Below are 24,150 nucleotides of genomic sequence, written 5' to 3'. Positions count from 1 at the left end.
GGTGCATGCTGGATCCAACAATAGTTGCTGGTCACAAGGCACCGAGAACGAATGGGGGGAGTAGAAGACTCCGCGCTCCTACAAGTATCGCGCCGAACGGGCCGGATTTGCCACTCGGCCTATGCTCACCGAAACGCCTCCTCGCCGGTAAGCGCTTTGCCGATCACCAGTTGATGCACCTCGGACGTGCCCTCATAGGTGAGGACGGACTCGAGGTTGTTCGCGTGGCGAATCACCGGGTATTCCAGCGTGATTCCGTTGGCTCCGAGGATTGTTCGGCACTCGCGCGCGATGGCGATGGCCTCACGGACGTTATTCAACTTTCCCGTGCTGACCTGTTCGGGCCGCAACTCTCCGCGGTCCTTGAGACGCCCGAGGTGGTACGCGAGCAGATGCCCCTTGCCGACCTCGACGGCCATGTCGGCGATCTTTGCCTGAGTGATCTGATACGCGGCGAGAGACTTGTCGAAGACCTGACGGTCCTGTGCGTACGAGATTGCGGTCTCCAGGCAGTCGCGCGCCGCACCCATCGATCCGAAGATGATGCCGAAGCGGGCCTCGTTGAGGCAGCCGAGCGGCCCGGACAGGCCCTTCGCTTCAGGCAGCATGGCTGAGGCGGGCAGGCGCACGTCCTCGAGCACCAGTTCGGACGTGACGGACGCACGCAGCGACATCTTGTTCTTGATCTCGGGCGCCGAGAAGCCGGGGGTGTCGGTAGGCACGATGAATCCGCGTATGCCGTCGTCCGCGCGTGCCCACACCACCGCGGCATCGGCGACGGAGCCGTTGGTGATCCACATCTTCGTACCGTTGAGTACCCAGTCGTCGCCATCCCGCTTGGCGTTCGTCCGCATACCACCAGGGTTCGACCCGAAGTCGGGCTCGGTCAGCCCGAAACACCCGATCGCCTTGCCCGCGGCCATACGAGGCAGCCACTCCTGCTTCTGGTCTTCGCTGCCGTAGTGGTGGATCGCGTACATCGCCAGCGACCCCTGCACCGATACGAGGCTGCGAGTTCCGGAGTCCACGGCCTCGAGTTCCAGGCAGGCCAGACCGTACGCGGTGGCGCTCATTCCGGCGCACCCGTATCCCTCGAGGTGCATGCCGAGGACGCCGAGTTCGCCGAGGCCCTCCGCCAGTTCCCGCACGGGCAGTGCCGCCGCCTCGAACCATTCCCCGATATGCGGGCGGATTCGTTCCTGCGCGAATCGCCGCACGGTGTCCCGGATCGCTATCTCCTCTTCATCGAGCAGAGAGTCGAGGGCGAACAGCTGAGACAGGGTCTGCGGATCGGACATGGTTCCTCCACGGGCCGGCGGGAGCGCACACAAACATGCGCGAGATAGCGATTACACAAGCGATTTCGCCACGTACGCTATGGCGCAATCCGACCGCAGTCAATCACGACGGGCCAGGTCCAACAGGGCCGAGCCCATATATTCTGGCTGGCGTGGATCGCCCGTCGCGGTCTGATCAGAGCGCAACGCGTAGTTCAGTTTTGAGCCGGCAAGGCCGGACCGCATGGGGCGAACGACGCGGTCCGGCTGCTTCCACCTAGCGTTGCCGCTTTGCAGTGACCAACATCGGCTCGCGCATGTCGTAGTACGACACGTCGTCCACTAGCCGACTCTCTTCTTCGAACAATGAACGCAGGTCATCCGGGACCGCCATCTTCTCGTGTAAGCGGGCCTCGGACTCCGACTTGAAGTACACGGCTTCGACGAATCCGTCCTCGCCATAGGCGCCCAACGTTCCTCCAAGGATCTCCGGCCGCATCTGACGCCGCTGTGGTTCGGCCTCGTCCAACAACTCCGCCAGACGATTCGCATCGGTGGTGTGACCCTTCATCACCTGCACGAACCCCGCCTCATCAGATCCCCCACCCATCCACGACGTTGCGTCGGGGCAGTTCATGACGGAGATCCCTCCGTCGAAGCACTTCTGCGCCGCGGCCCACCATGCGCCCTGTTCGGGACGCTCGCTGTTGCGTCTGGCGGCCTCTTCGGACTCGAACCGGGCCAACGCGATGAACGTTCCGTCGTCGCACACCCCCTGTGTAGTTCCCAAGAACCCGATGGCGGTCGGTTCCAGTTCCTCGAGCCACTGGTCAAGGCACCTGTTGAGACCCTCCTTATCTGACACTTTTCCTTGCAGTACCTGGATGAACATTTCTCATCTCCTCCGGCGGGGCACTGCCCCGCTGCATCTCCTCGGTCGGGGCACTGCCCCGCTGCGAGCACACAATTCGGTGGCCGACCCGTCGCGGTCCACCATCAGCGCACGCCGACGGCCCGTGACCGCAGCCACTGCACGGTCAATACTTCGCCGGTAATCGGGGTGGCGCAACAGGCCCCGTCATCGACCCCGCCATCGCGGAGTGCGCTTGTTAACGAAGGCTTGCATCCCTTCCTGCGCGTCGCAGGTGATGGCATTGGTTGCCATCGTCTCTGCCATCGCCGTGTATGCCTGGTCCTGCGGCAGGTCGATCTGATGGTAGAACGCCTGCTTGCCGATCCTGACCGTCAACGGACTGGCCGCCACGATCTGCTCCGCGAGCTCACGCGTTTGCGCGTCGAGGTCCTCGGCCGGCACAACCAGGTTGACCAACCCCCAGTCCGCCGCGGTGTCTGCGTCGATGTTCTGACCGGTCAGGAGCATCTGCATCGCACGTTTGCGGCCGATTGCGCGGCTCAACGCAACCATCGGCGTCGAGCAGAACAGGCCGATCTTCACACCCGGCGTACCGAACACCGCATTCGACGACGCAACTACCAGATCGCACGATGCCACAAGTTGGCAGCCCGCCGCGACCGCCGCTCCCTGAACCGAAGCGATGACGGGTTGCGGAATCTCCTGCACCGCCTGCATCATCTCGACGCACGCATCGAAAATGGCCCGCTCCTCCTCGAGGGTGCGGCCGACCATCTCCTTCAGATCATGTCCCGCGGAGAAAACCGGGCCGCTGGCCCCGACCACGACGACGCGAACCGCGTCGTCACCGCCCAACCTCCGGAGTTCTTTCGTAACGTCCCGCATGGCTTCGAGCGAGAGCGGGTTGCGTTGCTCGGGCCGGTTCAACGTCACGAAGGCAATCCCGGAATCTCGTTCGACGGTCGTCAGGGTGAGGTTCGGGTTCACTACTCCTGCATACCACCGGTCGCCGGGAGGATGCGGGAGCGCACCTCGCCGAATCCGATGCGGGTGCCGTTCACCCCGGGCGCGGTCGCCGAGATCGAGATCTCGTCACCATCTTCGAGAAAGGTGCGGGTCTGGTCACCGATCGTAACGGGTTCCTTTCCACCCCAAGTAAGTTCGATGAACGCACCGCGCTCGTTCTTCTCCCGCCCGGAGATGGTCCCGGAGGCGAAAAGGTCGCCGGTACTGGCCGCGGCGCCGTTGATCGTGGTGTGGGCGAGCATCTGCGCCGGCGACCAATACATCTGCGAATACGGTGGGCGCGAGACGATGTGACCGTTCCATTCGACCACCAGGTCGATGTCCAGACCCCACTTCTCCTCACCGCGCAGGTACGGCAGAGGTTCCGGGTCCTGGGTGGGAGTATCGATGCGGGCAGCCTCGAGCGCATCGAGCGGGACCACCCACGGTGAGATCGATGTCGCGAAACTCTTCCCCAGGAACGGGCCCAGCGGCACGTACTCCCACGCCTGGATGTCACGGGCCGACCAGTCGTTCACCACCACTGCACCGAATACATGTTCCGCGAACCGATCCGGCGCGATGGTCTCCCCCAGCTTGGTGGGAACACCGACGATGAAGCCCATCTCGGCCTCGATGTCGAGGCGACGGGAAGGACCGAAGTCGGGCACGCTCTGGCCAGGGGGCTTCCGTTGCCCGCACGGGCGGACCACGTCGGTGCCGGACACGATCACGGTGCTCGAACGACCGTGATAACCGACGGGAAGATGCTTCCAGTTGGGCATCAGCGGCTCCGAATCCGGACGGAACAGCCGCCCCAAATTGGTGGCGTGGTTCTCGGACGCATAGAAGTCGACGTAGTCGGCGATCGCCACGGGCAGGTGCATCGTCACCTCGTCGACCGCGAACACCGCGGTCTCGGCGACGCCGTCCTGCACCAGTTCGGTGACCTGACGACGAACCTCGGTCCAGCGAGCGCGTCCCTGCGCCATGAAAGCATTGAGGGTGGACTGTGCGAATACGTCGTCACCCAACGTCGCGGCGAGATCCACGACCCAATCCCCCACCCGCACCCCCACACGCGGCGCCGAGTCCTTCGGCTGGAAGACGCCGTAGGGCAGATTCCGCAGCCCGAAGAGCGAACCGGCGGGGATCTCGAGGACGGTCATGTAGAGGCTCCTTCATCTGCGTCAGACGAGAACGGAAGAGGGTACAAGTTGCAACGCAACGAGATCCGCGAGGGGCTCGAGGATGCTGCAGGTACCGAGAGACCGGAACGTCGCGCGCAGTTCGGCGATCTCGTCTTCGGGCAGGCGGCTCAGTTCGAGGGCGATCCGGGTGCCGTCACGCTCGGCGAGAGTGTCCGCCAACTCGGTCGCATCAGAGCCACGGAGTGCCTGCCGGGTCGCCAGGAGTACGTTCAGGAAGCCGTGCTGTTCGAACCCGGTCTGCGGATCGGTGTTGCGGACCGCATGGTGCAGGCCCGCCGTTGCCTTGAAGCGAAGACCCGCCTCGATCACCGCATGCAGCGCGTGTGCAAGCTCGGACTCGTCCGGGTATGCCTCGGCGACAACGCCTCCCGTGCGGAACTTGGCCGCGTAGCGGGTATCGGCGAGCGCCGACAGCAGGCCTTGCCTGCGGTCGTCGCGGGGGATCTCGACGAAGACGTCCAGACCCGGCACGAGGACGTCCACCCGGTCGAGTTCGCTCAGGAATTCGCCCGCCGACTGCCCGTCCGGAACCGCGATCTCGAGCGCGACCGCCTCCGCGCCTTCGACGGATGCCAGCTGTGCGAGCGCAGGTTCCAGGGTGGACGGGCCGCCTGGCAGTGTAAGGCTCAGCTTCAATTCGCCGGCTCCCAGCTCACCCAGTCGCGTGTCGGAAATGACGAACGGGCCGACCAGCGCGGCGTAGGGCGCCGACAGGTGCCGAGCATGGGCAGGCACTGCCTCCTCGATCGGTGTGCTACTGGGCGGGAAGAGGGCAGCATCGTCGCACAGACCCGCGAACAGGGCCGGGATCATCGCCCAGGCCCACGTCCGGCCCAGGTCCAGGCGTATCCCGGGTCTTCGCAGGCCAGCGCTCCCTCACCGAGTTCGAGTGGGCGGAATGTGTCGACCATGACCGCAAGTTCGTCGAAGAACTCGACACCGATGCTGCGTTCGTAGGCACCCCTTTGCGGCCCATGGGCGTAACCACCGGGGTGAATCGAGATCGAACCCTGACCGATGCCGGAACCCTTGCGTGCCTCGTAGTCTCCGCCGCAATAGAACATGATCTCGTCCGAGTCGACGTTCGAGTGGTAGTACGGCACCGGGATCGACAGTGGGTGGTAGTCGACCTTGCGGGGCACGAAGTTGCAGATTACGAAGTTGTTGCCTTCGAATGCCTGATGCACGGGCGGTGGTTGGTGTACGCGCCCGGTGATGGGCTCGTAGTCGGAGACGTTGAACGTGTACGGGTAGAGGCACCCGTCCCAGCCCACCACGTCGAACGGGTGGTCCGCGTACACCATTGCCGTTCCGACGATCCCGTGTGACGTGCGGTGCTTGACGAGCACCTGGATGTCCGTGCCCTTGCCCTGCAAGGTCTCAGCCGGTCCGTGTAGATCGCGCTCGCAGTACGGCGAATTCTCCAGGAACTGGCCGAACCGGGATAGATATCGCTTCGGTGGGACGATGTGACTGTTCGCTTCCATCGCATAGGCGCGCAACGGTTCCGGCCCTCGCGGGGTCCAGCGATGCGTAGTCGACATCGGGAGAAGGACGTAGTCGCCCTGCTTGGCCTCGAGCACTCCGAACACGGTCTCGACAGTTGCAGAGCCCGATTCGACGTAGACCATTTCGTCGCCGATGGCGTTGCGATAGAGCGGCGACTCCTTGCCGGCAACCACGTAGGAGATGCGCACATCCGCATTCCCCAGGATCAGCCTGCGCCCGGTGACCACATCGGTGTCGGGCCAGACGGGTTCCGGGAAGAGATCGTGCAACTTCAAGTGGCGCGGCTTCAGCGGATGGTTGGGTGTCGTGCTCTGGTCCGGCAACTCCCACACCGTGGCATCGACGATCGCCGAGGGCATGTTGCGGTGGTAGAGGAGCGAAGAGTCCGACGAGAACCCCTCCTCGCCCATCAGTTCCTCGAAGTAGAGCTGACCGCTGTCGTCACGGTGCTGGGTGTGCCGCTTCGGCGGAATGGTGCCCACATGCCGATAGAAGGCCATGATCGATCTCCCTGATCACTTCAGTTCTTTAGTAAATACATTAACTACACCTCGGGTGTGATGGCAAGCACAGATCCCCAAGCGCAGCTTCCATGGACCTGACGGCTCAGTTGCGTCCGCGGACATCGAATTGATGGCGGTTGGTGATCAGTTTGTCGAGCAGCATGATGAGAATGCGCTGCTCCGGTTCGGTGAGGACGCTCACCCACGCATGCTCTCGCTCGTTCTGTTCGCGGTATATCTCGCCGATTTCGCTATAGCCACGGTCGGTGAGGGACAACTGGACCGATCGGCCATCCCGGGTGTCCGGCGTCCGTTCCATCAGACCATCGCCGATCAGCGTCTTCGTCAGGTTCGAGACGGCGGCCCTGCTCATTCCGGTCAGGGTCGCCGCCGTCTTGGCATCGACGGGACCGGCCAACCACGTGACGAACATGAGCCGGAATGCCGACCACGAAAGTCCCCGCGGACGATGGATCGACGACTCCAAGTCGTAAGTCACCACGTTCGACGCCCGATTGAGCGTCAGCAGAACCTGGGTAGCGAGTTCGTGGGTCGAGCCGAATTCGGTGCTCAGCCTCCTGTTTGCAAGTTCGATGAACGACCAGAAGTCGAGGCGTTCCGGCACCTCGAGTGGTGTCGGCACTTCGTCTGCAGCCATGACGGGACCCTACCGCGATCAGCCGAACTTTTGGTAAATGGATGAATTAGTTTACTGCGCCATTCATCGTGTGCGTGGTGCTGCAGCAACAGTCAGGAGACGATATTGCAGAACTGCGCACTCGAACCGTATCCCCGGCGCTGTCGGCGTTATGGGGACGGACTCGACCAGAATGCACCGAATTGTTCGTACCAGGGATGCGGGGCGGGCATCGCCGCCAGGATCCGATCGACAAACTGATCCGGGTCACCGAGATCGGCGCCTTCGACCCCGCGGCGCTCGTAGTCCGCAAACCTGCAATGGAGTCCGGCGACCACCCCATCGGTCACGACCTTTTCGAACTCCCCGATGGTAACCATCGAGTGCCCTGCCTTCCTGCGAGAAGCTTCTTCGGTCCAGTCTAGTGCGGACTTGAACGTTCCCTTCTGCCCGCGGCGAAGCGCGAGTTCGTCGGTGCCGCAGAGCAGACTGACCCTGTGAGAGTGATGATCGTTCCCGATGCGGATGGTGGCGCGACCATCGTCCACGTCGATCCCGAGGGTGTTCCGCTCGAAACTCCGCAGCACCGTGGTGACGCGGCTACTGCTGTCCGGGAAATCGAGGATTCCGAGCATCCGCGCTGGATCTGGACGAGCACCGCGGCCGTCTATCCGGCACTACTGCGGGCAGGGGTACGGGTCCAGCGCTGCCACGATCTCTCGCTCACCCACGCGATCCTGAGCATGCGCGCCGGTGTCCCAGCCGCGCCGCCGGATGAATCCGTAGATGATCGCCCCGCACTGTTCGATACAGCCCCCAGAACGGATCCGGCAAGCGTGGTGGCCGACTTCGCCGCGCAGCGGCAGACGATCGGAAGTGATGGCCGCCTCGATCTGCTGGTCGCCGCCGAATCCGCCGGCGCTTTGGCCGCCGCGGAGATGGGATTCGACGGACTCCCGTTCTCAGCCGACTCACATAGGGCCTTTCTCGAGGCGGTACTCGGTCCGCGCCCGTCCGGATACGACCTCCCCCAGCGGATCCAGGAAGTATCCGCTGAGATCGGAACGGCGTTCGGTCGTCGTATCAATCCGGCTTCACACGCCGAAGTGATCGATGCATTCCGCCGCGAGGGCATCGAACTCGCGTCGACGCGCAAACACTTGCTGCGCGAGGTCGACCATCCTGCCGTGCCGTTGCTGCTGCGCCACCGGGACCTGTCCAAGCTGTTCACCACCAATGGCTGGCAATGGCTCGACGACTGGGTAAGTGAGGATCGTTTCCGGCCGATCTACGTTCCCGGCGGCGTCGTGTCCGGGCGCTGGGTCAGTCGCGGGGGAGGCGCGCTGCAGATTCCGAAACCACTTCGGTCGAGCGTGATCGCGGATCCGGGGCACACCTTCGTCATCGCCGACGCCGGACAGCTCGAGCCGCGCATTCTGGCGGCGATGTCGGGCGACACTCGCATGATGGCCGCAGCCGGCGCGGACGATCTCTACGCCCCGGTCGGGGCCGAGACATTCGACGGCGACAGGGACAAAGCCAAGGTGGCGATCCTGGGCGTTCTCTACGGTGCGACTGCGGGCGAGGCACGTTCACTGCTCACCCTGCTGCGCAGCCGGTTTCCCGTCGCCGTCGAGTTCGTCGAGAGGGCGGCCCGCGCAGGTGAACGGGGCGAGATCGTGCACTCGTGGCTCGGCCGAGCCTGCCCGCCGCCCTCACCGGACTTCTGGTCCCACGGCGACGCGCGATCTCGGGGCCGCTTCACCCGAAACTTCGTGGTGCAGGCCACGGCATCCGAATGGGCGCTGTGTGTGCTGGCAGATCTGCGGCGTCGCCTCGCGGGCGATCACGGTAGTGAGCTTGTCTTCTTCCAACACGACGAAGTCGTGGTCCACACCCGTGATCCCGACACGGCCACACGGCACATTCTGGGCGCAGTCGACGTTGCTACCCGCCTGCTGTTCGGTGAGACGCGGGTGCGGTTTCCGATGGATGTCGCAGTGCGGACCTGCTACGCCGAGGGCTCCTAGCACGCACACGGTTTCGGCGTCGAAGGTTGGCTCGGTGTGGTGTACTGAACCACGATCCCGGCGGGCGGCGAAGGGGAACCGATGACGAAGCTGGATTCGACGGACTCGAGCACGAACGGCGAGAGTTCACCGAGATTCCGCTGGCCCGCATTCACCATCGTCGCCCTCGCGATCATCGCGTTCTTTGCAGGCGGGTTCGGTGCGTCCTTCCAGGGAAAGCTCACCGAGGTCCAGAAGAACGACAACTCCGCCTACCTGTCGAGTTCCGCCGAGTCGACGGTCGTAACGAACGAGTCCGTGAAGTTCCTCGAAGTCGAGACGATTCCCGGCTTCGTGCTGTTCCACAGCGAGTCCGCACTCACCGATGAGGACCGGGCGGCCATCGCACGAGCGAGAGAGGCTATCGCCGAGGTCGACGGCGTCGACTCCGAGGGCATGTCTGCGACGCAGTTCTCCGCGGACGGCACCACAGCTTCGATCTTCGTTCCGCTCGTAGCCGCCGAGAACGGCACCCCTGTATCCGGCGACGTTGTAGTCGCCACCGAGGAGAACGTACTGGCGGCCGCCGAGAACGCTGCCGGCGGCCTCGAGGTGCTCCCCGCGGGTCCGAGTGGTCTCCTTGTGGCCTTCATCGACGCCTTCGAGGGGCTCGACGGCGTACTGCTCGGCGCGGCACTATCCGTGGTCGTCCTCATCCTTCTGGTGGTCTACCGCTCTCCGGTCCTGTGGATATTCCCGATTTTCTCGGCGCTGCTGTCCCTCGGTCTGGCCTCGATGGTCATCTACTTCCTCGCCGATGCCGAAGTGCTCACGCTCACCGGTCAGAGTCAGGGCATCCTGTTCGTCCTCGTGATCGGTGCGGGCACCGACTACGCCCTGCTCCTGATCTCGCGGTACCGAGAAGAACTGCACTTCCATCCCAACAGATTCGAGGCGATGACCAAGGCGTGGAAGGAGTCTGCTCCCGCCATCACCGCGTCGGCGGTCACCGTCATTCTCGGTCTGCTGTGCCTGATGTTCTCCGAACTGAACTCCAACAAGAGCCTCGGTCCCGTTGCCGCGATCGGCATCGCCTGCACGTACCTGATGATGATGACGTTCCTCCCTGTCGCGTTGTCCGCTGCGGGCCACTGGGTCTTCTGGCCGCGCAAACCCGAGGTGGACGAGGAGTCGCACCTGGCCTCGCAGGGACTTTGGAGCAAGATCGCGACACAGGTCGGCAGCAAGGACCGGCCCTTCTGGATCGGCGCCACCGTGCTCTTGGCCGCGCTGTTCCTGGTCGGCATCGGAAGCCTGAAGACGGACGGGCTGACCGCTGCGCAGAACTTCACCAACCGCCCGGATGCCGTCGTGGGCCAAGAGTTGTACGACTCGAAATTCGACCCGGGTGCCGGCGCCCCCGCCGTCATCGTCACCAATGCCGATCAGACGCAGGCCGTCATCGACGCCGCGAGCTCGGTGGAGGGGGTTTCTCAGGAGCCCGGTGCGGTATGCCCACAGGTCGATGTCGAGAAGCTGTCTGCGCTCATCCAGTCCAACCCAGCCGCCGCCGCGTCCGAGGCGGGCCAGGGTTGTCCACCTGACTTCCTGACCGTAGAGCCGATCGACGGGCGCATGTTGGTGAACGCGACGCTCGCCGACTCCTACGACTCCCCCGAGGCCCTCGAGACGGTCGAACGATTGCGCGATGTGGTACATGCCGTGCCCGGTGCAGACGCGCTTGTCGGCGGCACTACCGCAACAACTCTCGACGTACAGATCGCATCGGTGCACGACCGGAACCTCATCATCCCCATCGTGCTCGTTGTCATCTTCATCGTGCTCGCGCTGTTGCTGCGAGCCCTACTCACGCCCGTCATCCTCATCGCGACGGTGGTGCTGTCGTTCGCGGCTACATTGGGTGTCAGCGGACTCTTCTTTACGCACGTCTTCCATTTCGCCAACTCGGATCCGGCATTTCCCCTGTTCGCCTTCGTATTCCTGGTTGCGCTCGGTATCGACTACAACATCTTCTTGATGACCCGCGTCCGTGAGGAAACTCAGAATGTCGGGACACGATCGGGAGTCCTACGCGGACTGGCGGTCACCGGCGGCGTGATCACCTCGGCGGGGGTGGTCCTCGCTGCGACCTTCTCGGTCCTGGGAGTGTTGCCGCTCGTCCTCCTCGCACAAATCGGATTCGCCGTCGCATTCGGCGTTCTACTAGACACGATCATCGTGCGCAGCATCCTCGTCCCTGCTCTCTCTCACGACATCGGCAAGAAGATCTGGTGGCCATCGGCTCTGGCGAAAGCCAAAGATTAGTAGGCGGCTTCCGCCCACAGATGGAACAGGGCGTACGCGCGCCACGGTCGCCAGGCCTGCGCGAGATCGGCCGCCTCCCTGGCGGTTCGGACACCCAGTGCGCGCCCGAGTACGAGATCGCCGGGCGCGAACCCGTCCGGGTCGCCGAGTACCCGCACCGTCAGGTAGTCCGCAGTCCACGGCCCGATCCCGGGCAAGGCGAGCAAACCCGCCCGGAAATCTGCCGGGTCGGTGTCCGCGTGGAGACAGAGCCCGTCAGCGGCGGCCGTGGCGAGCGCATGCACCGTGCGTGCCCGAGCGCCGGTGAGGCCGACGGTCGAACGCAGGTGCTCGGGCGAGAGCGCCCCCAGTGCCTCCGGTTCGGGAAACGCCAAGAATCCGTTGTGAACCGGGCGTCCGTATGCAGACACCAGTCGCGACCCGAATGTTCGGGCTGCGGAAAGCGAAACCTGTTGTCCCAGAACGGTCAACACCGCTGTCTCGAACCCGTCCACACTTCCGAGTCGCCGCAATCCGGGCCTGAGTTTCACCAGTGCCGCCAGCCTCGGGTGCTTGCTCAACGCCGCATCGACCACCAGCGGATCTGCATCGAGGTCGAGCCAACGCCGGATGGTGACCGTCAGGGCTTCGACGTCTTCAGGGTGCGCTGGCGTCAGGCGTGCCTCGACGTGCTCTCGATCGGGGCACGCCACCACCGACACCAGCGCAGGACCGTGGCGTCCGCCCACCACCCGTGTGTGGATGCCGGAATCAAGGTCGTGCCGCTCGAGCCCTTCAATGGTGTGCGCACGGAGAGCACCCCAGAGCGGCGCCCACGCGAACGGGCTGCGGTATGGCAGAAGGAGTTTCATGCGTCCGCGAGTCCGGTCACGCGCAGCGTGATGTTCAACCGCCCGGACTTCAGCCCACAGTCCACGCTGCACGTACCGGGAAACACCTTCGGCACACCGTGGTACGCGAATCGCGAAGGACCGCCGAACACGAAAAGGTCACCCGAGACGAGTTCGACATCGGTATATGGCTTGCCACGGTTGAAGGTGTTCCCGAACCTGAACGTGCACGTGTCGCCGATGCTCAACGATACGACGGCGGCGTCGGATCGCTCTTCCTTGTCCTGGTGCATGCCCATCTTCGCGGTCTCGTCGTAGAAGTTGATCAGCGCGGCATCGGGTGTGTAGTCGTCGGCCGGAGCACGGAAGGCGGCGGCCACGGCGCGTCGACCAAGTGCAACGAGCCAGTCAGGCACGGGTGCAACACGCCCGCCGCCGGCGTCGTCAGCGGTGCGCGAGTAGGAATACGGCTTCCAATGCCAGCCAAGGCAAACGGTCTGCACCGACATACGGTGCCCGGTTGGCAACTGCGCCGCTCGCATCGGAACCGGTGCCGTCGCCCAACGGCGGCACTCGACCACTAAATGACGCTGTTCATCCAGGGTGAGCCAGTCAGGAACGTGGACGGCGCAGGGCGCAATCTCCCTCGCGGGCCGGGGTATCAGTGCAGACATCGCACTACGTGGGTCATCGCGCCATCTCCATGGTCAGCAGAATCGACTTCGCCTCCGGACCACCCGCGTACTGACCGATGCTGCCGTCGCTACGAACCACCCGGTGACACGGCACCACGATGGGGAGCGGATTCAGTGCGCACGCTGTACCCACGGCACGGACTGCCCGCGGGCTCCCGGCCGCCAACGCGACCTCGGCATAGCTTGCGGTGTGCCCGTACTCGATATCGATTAGGTGGCTGAGCACTGAGCGTCGGAAGCCCGTCGAAAGCCGAAAGTCCAGCGGCAGGTCGAACGTCGTCCGCTCGCCACGGAAGTACTCTTCGAACTCACGGGCCGCCTTGTCGAACCGAGCTGGTGCCCGCAGTATCCGTGGGCTGATCTGGTCGGCGAGGGCCTGCAGGACCGCATCGTGATTCTGGCGCGGAAAAGCGACCCGCACCAGCCCCTGATCGGTGGAAGCCAGCAAGAGCGATCCCACGGGTGTGTCCAGGGTCCGATAGGCGACGTCGAGGAGTCCCGCGTCGGCGACCGCGGCGGCGAGTCGCTCGCGGAGCCGTTGCTCGACTGCCGAGTCCGACCTGGACAGCGCAAAGACGATGTCAGGGATGGTATTCATCTGCGGTCTCCACTCACGGCGATCGAGAGGGTCTTACGAAGTGCTGCAATTCCATCGGCTGCCGCCCGCCGGGATGCGTCCGCGGAATTGCCCAAGATCACTGCGATCTCGGCGTATGGCAGCCCGGCCAGATAGTGGTAGGCCACGGCGGCCCGCTGCTTCACCGGCAGTGCGCCAACGGCATTCCACAACTCCGAGTCGTAGCTGCCGGGAAGCCCCCAGTCCGCGCTCTCCTCGGGAAGCTCGTCGGTGGGCACAGCCCGGCGACTGCGTGCACGGATATGGTCGAGCGACTTACGGTGCGCGATCGTAACCAGCCATGCCTCGACGTTGCGCCCCGGCTGTAGCTCAGGGTAGGCACGCATCGCGGCGATGAATGTTTCCGACCAGGCGTCCTCAGCATCCGCCGGTCCGACTACCGCGCGACAGACCCGCAGGACGGTCGCGCCGTGCTCGGCCACGACGTCTTCGAACGGCGTCAGTGCCATCAGACCAGTCGAAGTCCAGCGCGTTCGGCTTCGCGTTCGAGCAGGAACCGTTTGCGCTCGAGGCCACCCGCGTATCCGGTCAGTTTGCCGTTGCTCCCGACGACACGGTGGCATGGAACGATGATGCTGATCGGATTCTTGCCGTTCGCAGCACCCACCGCACGCACGGCGGCCGGACTTCCCACGTGCTCGGCCAACTGGCCGTACGTCCATGTCTCGCCGTACGGGATGGTGCGCAGCGCGTCCCAGACACGTCTCTGGAATGGCGTGCCCCCGGCGGCGAGGGGCACCGTGAACTCGGTGCGTCGGCCGTCGAAGTACTCGGCGAGTTGGGTGGTGGCTTCCTCGAAACCTGAGGTGGCGCGCTCTCCGAACGTCGCAGGATTCGGCCGATGACGGTGTTCGGGCATGTAGACGCCGCTGAGCACCCCGCCCACGTTGACCAGCGTCAACGGACCGATTGGCGAATCGATGACAGTGTGCACTGTTCGCTGGTCATTCACGATGTCCATCCTTCCAGGTGTACGGGCCTCTAACAGGTAGACGCCCGCCGCAGGCAAAACGTGAGATCGCAAGTTCGCCCTCGCACCGCTCGGTGTCAGGCAGGATGGGCAAATGCTCCTCGTTCAGCGCCGCCCCCGCAATCTGGTACATGCCGTCACCGATCTCGCCCGATACTCGGTGGACACCGCCGGACTCATAGTCTCTCTCCCGGGACGGATCGGCAGTCTGCTCGACCAGGTCGAGGCGCTCGTCGCCCGCATCGAGGCGATCTGCCTCGGCGCCGAGGCGGCTGTGGCCAGGGCGAACGCGGTCGCAAACGGTGCAGCTGCCGTCGTTGCCACGGCAGCAGAGGCATCCGCATCCGCACAGGCCCTGATCACCATCTACGAACCACTCGCGCACAAGGCCGCCCCGATGGCGGAGCGGATCATGGAAGAGTTATCCGAGGAAGAGATCGACGCAACCATCGAGTTGGTGAACCATCTGCCCGAACTGACGTTGCGTATGGAAGGCCTGATACCGGTACTTACCACACTCGGCACGGTCTCACCCGAGATCCATCAGCTCCTCGCGGAGGTCCGGGGAATACGTCAGTCGATCCACGGGGTCCCGAGCTTCAAGTACTTCCGCAAGCGTGGGGATTACTGAGACAGCGGCTAGACGCAGTGGTCGCAACGCCCGCCTGTGGAGCGAATACACCATAACGAGAGGCACATTCGAGAATCGAAAGCACCTGCCGCGCAGTTCATATGGCCTTTCCGCGCAACGCTCGCAGACCTGCGGCGAGGAATTCGGGTACCGCCTCGCCGGCCTTGTCGAAACCCTCACCACGAGTGGCACCGACACGGTAGCGATGATTGATCCCCTCTGCGATCACGGCGAGCTTGAAGTTGGCGAGCCCTATGTAGAAGTGCCAATTGACCAACTCCCGCCCCGTGGCCGCGGAATAGCGCTGCGCCAGATCGTCGGGTGCCGGCAGCCGTGAACTCGTCCACGCCGCGGGTTCACCGATCACCAGATCGAGTGCCGGATTCCGGTAGACGCACATCAGCGCGACATCGGTGAGCGGGTCGCCCAGCGTCGACAGTTCCCAGTCCACCACCGCTGCAACCGCGCTCACGTCATCGATCGCGAGGATTGTGTTGTCGATCCGATAGTCGCCGTGCACGATGGACGACTCGGAAAGGGCGGGAATCGATTCCGTCAATGCGGCGTAGAGACGATCGATATCTGCGCAATCACCCGACTTGACCCTGTTCCATTGGTTCGCCCACAACTCCACCTGCCGAGCCACGTAGCCGTCCGGGCGGCCGAATCGGCCCAATCCGGCAGCTTCGTAGTCCACGTTGTGAAGCGCCCCGATCACGTTGACCAATGTGTTCACACATGACTCGATCTCGGCGTCGGAAAGCGCTTCGAGATCAACTTTGGTCCGGATCACCTGCCCCACGACATACTCGACGACACTGAATGGAGCGCCAATCACGGTGTTGTCCTCACACAGCGCCACCGTGGCGGCCACCGGGACATCGGTACCTTGCAGCGCGGAGGTGATCCGGAACTCGCGTGCCACATCGTGCGCGGAAGGTGTGAGTCCTGCAGTGGGCGGCCTTCGCAAAACCCACTTCGAGGCGTCGTCGTAGATGACGTAGGTGAGGTTGGACTTGCCTCCCGAGATCAAGTCGGCTCGCAACTCTCCGTGGAGCATGGCACCCGACTCGGACAGAAAGTTCTGCAGGGCAGGAAGATCCAGGCCGATCACCACACAATCCTCCACCCATTGGAGCGTTCCGCAACCGACTGATCTTGTCCACCGCTGAAGGACGACCGTTCCACATCGGGCTCGGCCCGGTCAAGGGCCTGGGTTACCCGCGCAGGCGTGCTTCCTGAGAGCGCCCAGGGTCATACTGTCAATACTGATACCCAGACGTCCTGACGTGGTCGTTCGAGATGACTAGAGTCGAACCAGGTCGCCCAGAGAGTCACCTGGCGGCCGCGGCCGCCGTTCGACGGCCTTCTCCGACAGAGAGCCAGGGGCCACCCCATGATCCACGTACGTCACTCCGCGATCGCTGCCGTTCCGCTCGACGTCGCGTTCGCATACATCGACGACTACAGGACTGTCCCGGACTGGATGTTCGGTGTCTCTGAGTTCAACCCAACCGGGGAGTTCGATCAGGGGTTGGAGTCGACGTTCGACGCGACGATACATATCGGCCCCAGCACGCTACGGTCACGGCTCGAGGTGACCGAGTGGGAGCGGGACCGCGTGATCACCCTGGCGTCACTCGACGGCTCTGCCAGTTCCTCCACCTGGGAGTTCACCCCTTTGAGTGAGGCCAGGACCGAGATCAGCGTGGACTTCGCCTACCGGCTTCCCGGCGGCCTGGCCGGCAAGGCACTCGGTCTCATCGTCGAACCGTTCATCGAAACAGCCGTGAAGAACTCCGAGGTGACCTTGCGGAACAACCTCGAGGAGCTGTATTCGAACCGGGCGCCTGGGTCGCGGTGAACTCAGTCCCGTTCCGGGAATCTCAGGGCGTTTGCCCAGATACGTGTCGTGGTGAACACGACGTCTTCGAAGTCGACGGGGGTCACGGTGTCTCGGTCTCCTTCAGCGACCCTGCCTCTCTCTGCGGCCCTGTCTCTCTCGGCGGCCCTGTCTCTCTCGGCGACGAAGACGTTGTACGCCAGCCGACTGACCATGCCCGACAGCGCCCGAGAGGTCAGTACGGGATCGAGTTCCTTGTCTGCGATGCCCCGCGCCTGCAGTTCTGCGATTCCGCGAGCGTTGCGCGCAATGAACGCGTCCGCACGCTTGCGCCGCAGAACCGCGAAATTCGGATCGATATGCGCTACCTGCTCGAGCAGGCCCATCAACCTGGCATTGCGCCGATACGCCTCCAGGTAGGCGCGGTTGCTGGCCTCCAGTACGGCGTAGGGATCGTCCGCATCCTGCACCCGCTTCATGCCCGGGTGCATCATGTCTTCCTGAGCCACCTCGAGCACCGCCGCGAAGATCTGCTCTTTGTTGTCGAAGTAGGTGTAGAACGACCCCGTCGAGCAGTTGGCTTCCCTCGTAATGTCGGTGAGCCTGGCGTCGAGGTATCCCGAACGCTCGAATACGGTCCTCGCAGCCGCCACGAGCGCCGCTCGGGTGCGTGCCCCGCGGGGAGTGGCCGGGGGTTCACGCAGTAGACCGGTTGCCGCCATCGACGGGGCCGGCTGGTCGTCCCAGTCTTCTTCGACGATGTGAATGGTCATTCCCCACTTATACGCCAAATTGACAGACGCGCCCAAACTCGACGCTCAGGTGATGGTGATACCGCCGTCCACCGCAATCGTCTGACCGGTGACGTAAGCAGCGGCATCGGAAGCGAGCCAGACCACAGTCGCGGCCAGTTCTGCCGGGTCACCCAGACGACCGAGAACAAGTCGTGGCTTCATCGCTTCGAGGTACCCGTCCTGGTACTGCGCCGTCATCTCCGTCTCGAAGAATCCGGGAGCGATCGCGTTGACGCGAATCCCCTTCCGAGAACCCCACTGCTGTGCGAGGTCGCGGGTGAGACCGATGACCCCAGCCTTGCTTGCGGCATACGCGGCCTGCGGAAGTCCCGCGGTAGTGATGCCGAGCACGCTGGCGATGTTGACGATGGCACTGCCCGGCTTCATGACCTTGCCTGCCGCCTGCGCCGCCCAGTACGAGCCATTGAGATTGATGTCGACTACCTGCCGGAACTGGTCCGGCGTCTCCCGCGTAGCAGGGACGGCCGTGCCCACTCCCGCATTGTTGACGAGTACGTCCACACGGCCGAACTCCTCCATGCCCTTGTCGATCATGTTCTGCGCCTGAGCAGGGTCGGTGATGTCCGTTGCGACGCACAGCGCCTTGCGTCCCGCCTCCCGAACCAGCTGCGCGGTTTCCTCGAGACGGTCGGTGCGGCGTGCGGCGAGCACCACGTCGGCGCCGGCCTCGGCCGCGGCCTGCGCGAACGCGACCCCGAGACCCGACGACGCGCCGGTTACCACGACCACTCGATCGGTCAAGGCGAACTTGTCGAGAACGGACATTGAGGCGACTCCTTAGATGTCGAACTGCAGAATTCGTAGGTCAGGGGCGGATTGGTCAGAGTCCGAGATCGCGACCGATCAATTCCTTCATGATCTCGTTGGACCCCGCCCAGATCTTGGTGACCCGCGCATCCATCCACGCACGAGCGACACGGTACTCCGTCATGAACCCATAGCCACCGTGCAGTTGGACGCAGTGGTCGAGGACCTCGTTCTGCACCTGGGCGGTCCACCACTTGGCCTTTGCCGCATCGACAGCGGTCAGTTCTCCGTCGGCATGCGCGGCGACGCAGTTGTCGACGAAGGCCTGGGTGACCTCGACGCGGGTAACCAAGTCCGCGAGAAGGAATTTGTTCCACTGCATGGAGCCGATCGGCTGACCGAATGCCTTGCGGTCCTTGGCGTACTGAACGGTCTCCTCGAGAATGGCCGCGGCGTGCGCGATGTTCGCCACGCCGGCGCCGACGCGTTCTTGCGGGAGCATCTCCATCATGTGGATGAACCCGCGATCGATCTCGCCGATGATGTTCGCTGACGGCACCCGCACGTTCTCGAAGAACAGCTCGGCCGTGTCCGACTCGTGCTGACCCACCTTGTCGAGCTTGCGGCCACGCTCGAAGCCCTCCATGCCGGTCTCGACGACGAAGAGGGTGATGCCCTTGGCCTTCTTCTCGGGGCTGGTGCGCGCTGCGACTATCACCAGATCGGCGTTGTAGCCGTTGGTGATGAACGTCTTCGACCCGTTGATGATCCAGTCGTCGCCGTCCCGGACCGCAGTCGTCTTCAGCGCTGCGAGGTCTGATCCGCCGGAGGGCTCGGTCATGCCGATCGCGGTGATCATCTCTCCCGTGCAGAACTTCGGCAGCCAGCGCTGCTTCTGCTCCTCGGTGGTCAGCTGGACCAGGTACGGGGCGACAATGTCGGCGTGAATGCCGAAACTCGACGACACGGCCCCGCTGGCGCGGGAGAGCTCCTCGGCGAGCACGGCGTTGAACCGATAGTCACCGGCCTCGCTGCCGCCGTACTGCTCGGGCACCTCGAGGCCGAGAAAGCCGTTGCGTCCTGCTTCGAGCCAAATCTCGCGGTCGATGAAACGCTGCTCGATCAACTTGTCGGCCACCGGCAGAACGTTGCGGTTCACGAACTCCCGGACCGATTCGCGGAATGCCTCGTGATCGGGGCCGTACAGGGTGCGTCGCATGACCGCTCCTCTTTCAATCGGATGTTTCTGTAGTGCATGTTCAAACCATGTAAGCGGGTGCTTATTTAATAAGCATTTGCTTATACTGAAGGGAGTGGAGCGGTATTGTCAACACCCGAGCAATCGAGGACGGAGAACGCCATGCGCGAATCACCGAACCGGGTGATCAGCCCGTCCAAGGCTGCCGCCCGTATCCGCGCCGCCGCCGCCGACGCGTTTGCGACCAGTGGTTACGGCGGTACCACGACCCGCGAGATTGCCGCGCGGCTGGGAATGAGCCCCGCAGCGATGTACCCGCACTACCGGTCCAAGGAAGAACTACTCTTTGCGATCAGCTATGAAGGCCATACCGCCACACTCGATGTCCTGACCAGCGCAGACCGCCCCGACGAACTCCCGTCGGCGAGGCTGCGGGCGCTGATCGGCGCCTTCGCCGAGTGGCAGGCCACCCATCACGCGCAGGCTCGCGTGGTGCAATACGAACTCAATGCCCTCACCCCGGAGCACTACCGCGAGGTTGTCAGATTGCGCCGGGAAATCACCCACATCGTTCGAGCTGTCGTCGATGCCGGGTCCGCATCCGGCGAATTCACGGTGCCCGACAGCGAGGGAGTCACGCTGGCCCTCATGTCACTATGCGTTGACGTGTGCCGCTGGTTCCCGGCAGGTGCGTACACCGAACCGAAGGTCGTTGCCGACCTCTATGCAGACCTCGCCATCCGCATGGTGGGTGCACGCCAACGCGAACCGTGAAAGGCGTTCTCGCCAAATCTCCTGGTACCCACGCGTACTCTGTGATCAACGCTCGAGCACATCACCATCAGAGCATTGCATTCTGACGGAGGATCTCATGGCGCACGGATTCCGCTCGTTCAGCTTCGTTGCCTCCACCGCCGCGCTGCTACTCGGCGCAATGACCGTCCCCGTCACCGTTCCGTCAACGGTATCAGCCGGGCTCGGCACCATCTCCGGACACGTCCGGGGCGCCGGCGGTCCGCTCGAATCCTTTGCGGTCACCGCGTGGAGTGCGGGGGACGACAGCGGGCGACCAGCGCAGGCGCTCGGCAGTGGAACAACCGACACCGACGGACGCTTCGTCGTGAATCTGGACAGCCCGCGGCCACCGGGTTCGGTCCTGTATCTGCTCGCGGAGAACACGGTTCGGTCCGATCCCGCTTCCCTCGTGCTCGCGAGCGTGCTCGGCAGCGGGTCTTGGCCGGCAGATGTGGTAGTCAACGAGAGAACCACCGTGGCCTCCTCTTTCGCGATGGCTCAATTCGTCTCAGCAGAGGGAATCTCCGGATCGAACCCGGGAATCACCAACGCGGCAGGGATGGTGCACAACCTCGTGGACGTCGAGGCGGGTGATCTCGGAGCCGTACTGCTCTCGCCTCCCAATGGCGGCGAGACCTCCACGTTGGCGGCCTTCAATTCGTTGTCGAACATGCTGGGCGCGTGTGTCTCGATGCGGATGCCCTGTGACGCACTGCTGGACGCGGCAACCGCGCCGGGGCAGCCACGTCCCGTCGACACATTCCGCGCGATGTCCGAGATCGCCCGCGGCCCAGCGAATGCCGTTCTGCCCCTGTTCGGCATCTCGATGCTTCCACCCCGGGCGTATCTCCCCGCGCTCGACCTCCCGCCGGCAGCATGGACCCTGGCCCTCCGATTCAACGGTGACGGGCGCTCGCTCGCTGGTCCCGGCAATTTCGCAATCGACGAGGACGGCTACATCTGGGTGAACAACAACTACCAGTACAACGCCGACCCTCGGGTTCCAGTGTGCGGCAGTGACTTACTGTTCAAGTTCAGCCCGACAGGCCAGTTCGTCCCCGGTTCGCCGTACTCCGGTGGTGGCCTGAGCGGGGCCGGATTCGGGATAACCATCGACCCGAACGGAGACGTCTGGGTGGGCAACTACGGATTCGCCGCACAGCCTCCCGGATGCCCCGAGGACCAGCAGCCACCGCACAACAGCGTCTCGAAGTTCACCTCGGACGGTCAGCCACTTTCTCCCCCAGAGGGTTTCACTGCGGGTGCAATCGACTGGCCGCAGGGAACGATTGCCGATCCTGACGGGAACATCTGGATGGCGAACTGTGGTTCGAACACGCTGACCAGATACCCGAATGGCGACCCGAGTCGAGCCGAAACCCTCGACGTGGGCCTGCAGCGCCCGTTCGGCATGGTGGACAACGGCAGTCACGTATTCGCGACCGGGATGCGCAGCCACTCGGTGGCAGTGCTCGACAGAGACGGAACTGCGCTGCCGCACTCCCCCGTCACCGGCGGTGGAATGAACAATCCGATGGGCATCGCGAGCGACGCAGCCGGGAACGTGTGGGTTGCCAACTCTGGCATCGTGCAGCTGCCCTGCCCGGACATCCCCGGTCTCTCTCCGGGAATCGCTTCGATCACCCTGTTGAATCCGGACGGGACGGTGCGGGGCGGGCCGTACATGGGCGGTGGATTGACCATTCCGTGGGGAATCGCCACCGACGGCGACGGCAACGTCTGGGTGGCGAACTTCGGCGGTAAAAGGCTGTCGAACTTCTGTGGCGCAGACGTATCCACATGCCCGCCCGGGATGGCAAGCGGTGACCCGATCTCACCTGCCGTCACCGGATATCCGTTCGATGGGCTCGAGCGGAACACCGGGGTCGCGGTAGACCCGTCCGGCAACGTCTGGCTGGCAAACAACTGGTTGGAAGTTCCGATCCAGACGAACCCTGGAGGCCATGAGATCGTGGCGTACGTAGGCCTCGCGGCACCTCTGCAATCGACCGCCCCCGCGAACTGACGCACGCCGACCGTGGCGGTGCGTACGCGCGGCAACATTCTCGCGCGTATGTTCTTCAGGCCCGGCGAAGTGGTGACCGCCGATTGGCAAAGCACCTGATCACGGCTTGTTGCCCATGAGTGTCAAAAGTTTTACTTGCGCGCCGCCAAACAAGAGCGCACAGTGGCAGGCCAGAGCCAACACTTACATGCGACCTCTTCGGTCGGGCGTGAAGGCAGCGCCGTGTAAGCGACTCGTAGCTTCCATCGCGAGGAGATTCAAATGCCCGAAAAGTCCTTCAGCGTCAACGGCCGCGAATACATCGTTCCCGACACGCCCGTGGTGGTCATCTGCATCGACGGCAGCGAACCGGAGTATCACCTGAAGGCGATCGAGGCGCGGCGAATGCCTTGGCTCGAAGCGACACTGGCAGATGGCGGTACGTACATCCCCGCGCACTGCGCGATGCCCGCACTGACCAACCCCAACAACATCTCGATCGCTACCGGACGTCCGCCCAAGTATCACGGCATCAGCGGAAACTACATCTTCGACACCGAGACCGGCGAAGAAGTGTTGATGAACGACAAGAAGTTCCTGCGAATCCCGACCATCTTCGCGGCCGCCAACGAGGCGGGCCTAGACGTCGCCGTTGTCACCGCCAAGGACAAGCTTCGGCGCCTGCTCGGCGCAGGGCTCGTCGAAGAGGGGCCAAATCTCGACGGCACGCCAGGAATGACTGCCCCATCTCGGCGCGGCATCTGCTTTTCGGCCGAGAAGGCCGACCAGGCAACCGTCGAAGCGAACGGCATCGGCGACGTCCTGAGTCTGGTGGATCGACCGCTCCCCGAAGTGTATTCGGCCGACCTGAGCGAGTTCGTACTCGCTGCGGGCGTCAAGATCCTCGAGGCTCGCAAGCCGGACCTGATGTACCTGACCCTGACCGACTACATCCAGCACAAGAACGCACCCGGCACCGAGGTCGCGGATGCGTTCTACGAAATGATCGACCGGTATGCGAGCGAGCTCGATGCGCTTGGGGCCATCGTCGTGATCACCGCCGACCATGGCATGAGTGCGAAGTCGCTGTCGGACGGCGCACCCAACGTCATCTTCGTCGAAGACGAGGTCAAGGGCATTCTTGCCGGGCTCGGCTCTCCATCGGAGGACGTGCGGGTGATCCTTCCGATCACCGACCCGTACACCGTTCACCACGGCGCGCTCGGCTCGTTCGCGAGCGTGTACCTCCCCCCGGGCACCGACGTAGATGCCGTCGCCCAGGCGCTGGCCGGTATCGATGGCATCGAGGCGGTGCACAGGCGTCAGGAGGCAGCCGACCGCTACGAGCTGCCTGCCGATCGGATCGGCGACCTCGTCGTACTGGCCGAGAAGAACACCGCTGTCGGGCGGTTTGCGCAGTGGCACGATCTGACCCAACTCGATGCCCCGCTGCGCTCGCACGGGGCGCTGGGCGAACTGAACATTCCGTTCGTAATCAACCGACAACTCGAACAACCGGAGCCAGTCGACACCCACCTCGGCAGCTCGGCCCGCGTACACAACTACGACGCATTCTGGGTCGCCACAACTGCACTCAGCCGTCGCAAACCCACCAGGGCTTCCCTGGTCTAGTA

General features: G+C 63.9%; 23 protein-coding genes and 1 pseudogene. 7 read left to right on the top strand and 17 right to left on the bottom strand.

Annotated elements, in window-relative coordinates; all coding sequences use genetic code 11:
- Nucleotides 1–125: 125 nt before the first annotated feature.
- From BFN03_RS00390 to BFN03_RS00355, 8 genes and pseudogenes are all read right to left on the bottom strand, one after another.
- Nucleotides 126–1,298, bottom strand: coding sequence for an acyl-CoA dehydrogenase family protein (locus tag BFN03_RS00390; RefSeq protein WP_070377345.1), 1,173 nt, complete (start codon nucleotides 1,296–1,298; stop codon nucleotides 126–128).
- A 256-nt stretch (nucleotides 1,299–1,554) separates the two neighbouring features.
- The gene (locus BFN03_RS00385) at nucleotides 1,555–2,169 is read right to left on the bottom strand and encodes a hypothetical protein (RefSeq protein WP_070377344.1); all 615 of its coding nucleotides are present in this window, start codon (nucleotides 2,167–2,169) and stop codon (nucleotides 1,555–1,557) included.
- A gap of 186 nt (nucleotides 2,170–2,355) precedes the next feature.
- Nucleotides 2,356–3,138, bottom strand: a complete 783-nt coding sequence (locus BFN03_RS00380; protein ID WP_070377343.1) for an enoyl-CoA hydratase — start codon at nucleotides 3,136–3,138, stop codon at nucleotides 2,356–2,358.
- Nucleotides 3,138–4,325 (bottom strand): fumarylacetoacetase, encoded by a 1,188-nt coding sequence (gene fahA, locus BFN03_RS00375; protein WP_070377342.1) that lies wholly within the window; start codon nucleotides 4,323–4,325, stop codon nucleotides 3,138–3,140. Before fahA ends, BFN03_RS00380 begins: the two co-directional genes overlap by 1 nt.
- Nucleotides 4,322–5,180, bottom strand: a pseudogene (locus BFN03_RS00370) (hypothetical protein). The gene fahA and the pseudogene BFN03_RS00370 overlap by 4 nt, the downstream one beginning before the upstream one ends.
- The gene (locus BFN03_RS00365; RefSeq protein WP_070377340.1) at nucleotides 5,177–6,376 is read right to left on the bottom strand and encodes a homogentisate 1,2-dioxygenase; all 1,200 of its coding nucleotides are present in this window, start codon (nucleotides 6,374–6,376) and stop codon (nucleotides 5,177–5,179) included. Before BFN03_RS00365 ends, BFN03_RS00370 begins: the two are co-directional and overlap by 4 nt.
- 106 nt (nucleotides 6,377–6,482) lie before the next feature.
- On the bottom strand, nucleotides 6,483–7,037 hold the full coding sequence (locus tag BFN03_RS00360) for a MarR family winged helix-turn-helix transcriptional regulator (RefSeq protein WP_070377339.1): 555 nt from the start codon (nucleotides 7,035–7,037) through the stop codon (nucleotides 6,483–6,485).
- Between the two features lie 149 nt (nucleotides 7,038–7,186).
- Nucleotides 7,187–7,396, bottom strand: coding sequence for a hypothetical protein (locus BFN03_RS00355; RefSeq protein ID WP_070377338.1), 210 nt, complete (start codon nucleotides 7,394–7,396; stop codon nucleotides 7,187–7,189).
- 117 nt (nucleotides 7,397–7,513) lie between these two features.
- On the opposite strand from BFN03_RS00355, the gene BFN03_RS00350 reads away from it, so the two are divergent.
- Nucleotides 7,514–9,046, top strand: coding sequence for a bifunctional 3'-5' exonuclease/DNA polymerase (locus tag BFN03_RS00350; protein WP_070377337.1), 1,533 nt, complete (start codon nucleotides 7,514–7,516; stop codon nucleotides 9,044–9,046).
- A gap of 81 nt (nucleotides 9,047–9,127) precedes the next feature.
- A complete protein-coding gene (locus BFN03_RS00345; protein ID WP_070377336.1) occupies nucleotides 9,128–11,350 on the top strand; it encodes an MMPL family transporter in 2,223 nt (740 codons plus the stop codon).
- Here BFN03_RS00345 and BFN03_RS00340 read toward each other — a convergent pair.
- Genes BFN03_RS00340 through BFN03_RS00320 form a run of 5 tightly spaced genes read right to left on the bottom strand, consistent with a single transcriptional unit; the run spans nucleotide 11,347 to nucleotide 14,464 of the window.
- Nucleotides 11,347–12,201 (bottom strand): DNA-3-methyladenine glycosylase family protein, encoded by an 855-nt coding sequence (locus BFN03_RS00340; protein ID WP_070377335.1) that lies wholly within the window; start codon nucleotides 12,199–12,201, stop codon nucleotides 11,347–11,349. The genes BFN03_RS00345 and BFN03_RS00340 overlap by 4 nt on opposite strands.
- A complete protein-coding gene (locus tag BFN03_RS00335) occupies nucleotides 12,198–12,854 on the bottom strand; it encodes an alpha-ketoglutarate-dependent dioxygenase AlkB family protein (protein ID WP_070377334.1) in 657 nt (218 codons plus the stop codon). Before BFN03_RS00335 ends, BFN03_RS00340 begins: the two co-directional genes overlap by 4 nt.
- 13 nt (nucleotides 12,855–12,867) lie before the next feature.
- On the bottom strand, nucleotides 12,868–13,473 hold the full coding sequence (locus BFN03_RS00330; protein ID WP_070377333.1) for a methylated-DNA--[protein]-cysteine S-methyltransferase: 606 nt from the start codon (nucleotides 13,471–13,473) through the stop codon (nucleotides 12,868–12,870).
- Complete coding sequence (locus BFN03_RS00325; RefSeq protein WP_070377332.1) at nucleotides 13,470–13,961, bottom strand: RNA polymerase sigma factor; 492 nt, start codon at nucleotides 13,959–13,961, stop codon at nucleotides 13,470–13,472. Before BFN03_RS00325 ends, BFN03_RS00330 begins: the two co-directional genes overlap by 4 nt.
- Complete coding sequence (locus tag BFN03_RS00320; RefSeq protein ID WP_070380473.1) at nucleotides 13,961–14,464, bottom strand: methylated-DNA--[protein]-cysteine S-methyltransferase; 504 nt, start codon at nucleotides 14,462–14,464, stop codon at nucleotides 13,961–13,963. Before BFN03_RS00320 ends, BFN03_RS00325 begins: the two co-directional genes overlap by 1 nt.
- Nucleotides 14,465–14,576: 112 nt before the next feature.
- Here BFN03_RS00320 and BFN03_RS00315 point away from each other — a divergent pair, with 112 nt between their 5' ends.
- Nucleotides 14,577–15,113, top strand: coding sequence for a ribulose 1,5-bisphosphate carboxylase large subunit (locus tag BFN03_RS00315; RefSeq protein WP_070377331.1), 537 nt, complete (start codon nucleotides 14,577–14,579; stop codon nucleotides 15,111–15,113).
- Nucleotides 15,114–15,210: 97 nt separating this feature from the next.
- On the opposite strand, the gene BFN03_RS00310 is transcribed toward BFN03_RS00315, so the two are convergent.
- Nucleotides 15,211–16,230 (bottom strand): phosphotransferase family protein, encoded by a 1,020-nt coding sequence (locus tag BFN03_RS00310; RefSeq protein WP_070377330.1) that lies wholly within the window; start codon nucleotides 16,228–16,230, stop codon nucleotides 15,211–15,213.
- Nucleotides 16,231–16,509: 279 nt separating this feature from the next.
- On the opposite strand from BFN03_RS00310, the gene BFN03_RS00305 reads away from it, so the two are divergent.
- Nucleotides 16,510–16,977 (top strand): SRPBCC family protein, encoded by a 468-nt coding sequence (locus BFN03_RS00305; protein WP_070377329.1) that lies wholly within the window; start codon nucleotides 16,510–16,512, stop codon nucleotides 16,975–16,977.
- Between the two features lie 2 nt (nucleotides 16,978–16,979).
- Here the strand turns inward: BFN03_RS00305 and BFN03_RS00300 are convergent, their stop codons facing one another.
- Genes BFN03_RS00300 through BFN03_RS00290 form a run of 3 tightly spaced genes read right to left on the bottom strand, consistent with a single transcriptional unit; the run spans nucleotide 16,980 to nucleotide 19,737 of the window.
- Complete coding sequence (locus tag BFN03_RS00300) at nucleotides 16,980–17,729, bottom strand: TetR/AcrR family transcriptional regulator (RefSeq protein ID WP_070377328.1); 750 nt, start codon at nucleotides 17,727–17,729, stop codon at nucleotides 16,980–16,982.
- A 45-nt stretch (nucleotides 17,730–17,774) separates the two neighbouring features.
- Complete coding sequence (locus BFN03_RS00295) at nucleotides 17,775–18,536, bottom strand: SDR family NAD(P)-dependent oxidoreductase (RefSeq protein ID WP_070377327.1); 762 nt, start codon at nucleotides 18,534–18,536, stop codon at nucleotides 17,775–17,777.
- A 55-nt stretch (nucleotides 18,537–18,591) separates the two neighbouring features.
- Complete coding sequence (locus BFN03_RS00290) at nucleotides 18,592–19,737, bottom strand: acyl-CoA dehydrogenase family protein (RefSeq protein ID WP_070377326.1); 1,146 nt, start codon at nucleotides 19,735–19,737, stop codon at nucleotides 18,592–18,594.
- A gap of 141 nt (nucleotides 19,738–19,878) precedes the next feature.
- On the opposite strand from BFN03_RS00290, the gene BFN03_RS00285 reads away from it, so the two are divergent.
- The 3 genes from BFN03_RS00285 (at nucleotide 19,879) to phnA (ending at nucleotide 24,148) form a co-directional block, all read left to right on the top strand.
- The gene (locus tag BFN03_RS00285; RefSeq protein ID WP_070377325.1) at nucleotides 19,879–20,490 is read left to right on the top strand and encodes a TetR/AcrR family transcriptional regulator; all 612 of its coding nucleotides are present in this window, start codon (nucleotides 19,879–19,881) and stop codon (nucleotides 20,488–20,490) included.
- 97 nt (nucleotides 20,491–20,587) lie between these two features.
- Nucleotides 20,588–22,537, top strand: a complete 1,950-nt coding sequence (locus tag BFN03_RS20715; protein WP_070377324.1) for an NHL repeat-containing protein — start codon at nucleotides 20,588–20,590, stop codon at nucleotides 22,535–22,537.
- A gap of 261 nt (nucleotides 22,538–22,798) precedes the next feature.
- Nucleotides 22,799–24,148, top strand: coding sequence for a phosphonoacetate hydrolase (gene phnA / locus BFN03_RS00275; protein ID WP_070377323.1), 1,350 nt, complete (start codon nucleotides 22,799–22,801; stop codon nucleotides 24,146–24,148).
- Nucleotides 24,149–24,150: the final 2 nt, after the last annotated feature.

It is taken from the genome of Rhodococcus sp. WMMA185 (assembly GCF_001767395.1).
Classification (GTDB): Bacteria; Actinomycetota; Actinomycetes; order Mycobacteriales; family Mycobacteriaceae; genus Rhodococcus_F.
Note: the sequence above shows the minus strand (reverse complement) of the source record. Positions and strands in the feature narration are given on the sequence as shown.

Excerpts from the sequence above, each read along its gene's own strand:
- BFN03_RS00390 (WP_070377345.1), bottom strand. The coding sequence starts at position 1,298 with ATGTCCGATCCGCAGACCCTGTCTCAGCTGTTCGCCCTCGACTCTCTG.
- BFN03_RS00385 (WP_070377344.1), bottom strand. The coding sequence starts at position 2,169 with ATGTTCATCCAGGTACTGCAAGGAAAAGTGTCAGATAAGGAGGGTCTC.
- fahA (WP_070377342.1), bottom strand. The coding sequence starts at position 4,325 with ATGACCGTCCTCGAGATCCCCGCCGGTTCGCTCTTCGGGCTGCGGAAT.
- BFN03_RS00365 (WP_070377340.1), bottom strand. The coding sequence starts at position 6,376 with ATGGCCTTCTATCGGCATGTGGGCACCATTCCGCCGAAGCGGCACACC.
- BFN03_RS00360 (WP_070377339.1), bottom strand. The coding sequence starts at position 7,037 with ATGGCTGCAGACGAAGTGCCGACACCACTCGAGGTGCCGGAACGCCTC.
- BFN03_RS00355 (WP_070377338.1), bottom strand. The coding sequence starts at position 7,396 with ATGGTTACCATCGGGGAGTTCGAAAAGGTCGTGACCGATGGGGTGGTC.
- BFN03_RS00345 (WP_070377336.1), top strand. The coding sequence starts at position 9,128 with ATGACGAAGCTGGATTCGACGGACTCGAGCACGAACGGCGAGAGTTCA.
- BFN03_RS00340 (WP_070377335.1), bottom strand. The coding sequence starts at position 12,201 with ATGAAACTCCTTCTGCCATACCGCAGCCCGTTCGCGTGGGCGCCGCTC.
- BFN03_RS00335 (WP_070377334.1), bottom strand. The coding sequence starts at position 12,854 with ATGTCTGCACTGATACCCCGGCCCGCGAGGGAGATTGCGCCCTGCGCC.
- BFN03_RS00330 (WP_070377333.1), bottom strand. The coding sequence starts at position 13,473 with ATGAATACCATCCCTGACATCGTCTTTGCGCTGTCCAGGTCGGACTCG.
- BFN03_RS00325 (WP_070377332.1), bottom strand. The coding sequence starts at position 13,961 with ATGGCACTGACGCCGTTCGAAGACGTCGTGGCCGAGCACGGCGCGACC.
- BFN03_RS00315 (WP_070377331.1), top strand. The coding sequence starts at position 14,577 with ATGCTCCTCGTTCAGCGCCGCCCCCGCAATCTGGTACATGCCGTCACC.
- BFN03_RS00305 (WP_070377329.1), top strand. The coding sequence starts at position 16,510 with ATGATCCACGTACGTCACTCCGCGATCGCTGCCGTTCCGCTCGACGTC.
- BFN03_RS00300 (WP_070377328.1), bottom strand. The coding sequence starts at position 17,729 with ATGACCATTCACATCGTCGAAGAAGACTGGGACGACCAGCCGGCCCCG.
- BFN03_RS00295 (WP_070377327.1), bottom strand. The coding sequence starts at position 18,536 with ATGTCCGTTCTCGACAAGTTCGCCTTGACCGATCGAGTGGTCGTGGTA.
- BFN03_RS00290 (WP_070377326.1), bottom strand. The coding sequence starts at position 19,737 with ATGCGACGCACCCTGTACGGCCCCGATCACGAGGCATTCCGCGAATCG.
- BFN03_RS00285 (WP_070377325.1), top strand. The coding sequence starts at position 19,879 with ATGCGCGAATCACCGAACCGGGTGATCAGCCCGTCCAAGGCTGCCGCC.
- BFN03_RS20715 (WP_070377324.1), top strand. The coding sequence starts at position 20,588 with ATGGCGCACGGATTCCGCTCGTTCAGCTTCGTTGCCTCCACCGCCGCG.
- phnA (WP_070377323.1), top strand. The coding sequence starts at position 22,799 with ATGCCCGAAAAGTCCTTCAGCGTCAACGGCCGCGAATACATCGTTCCC.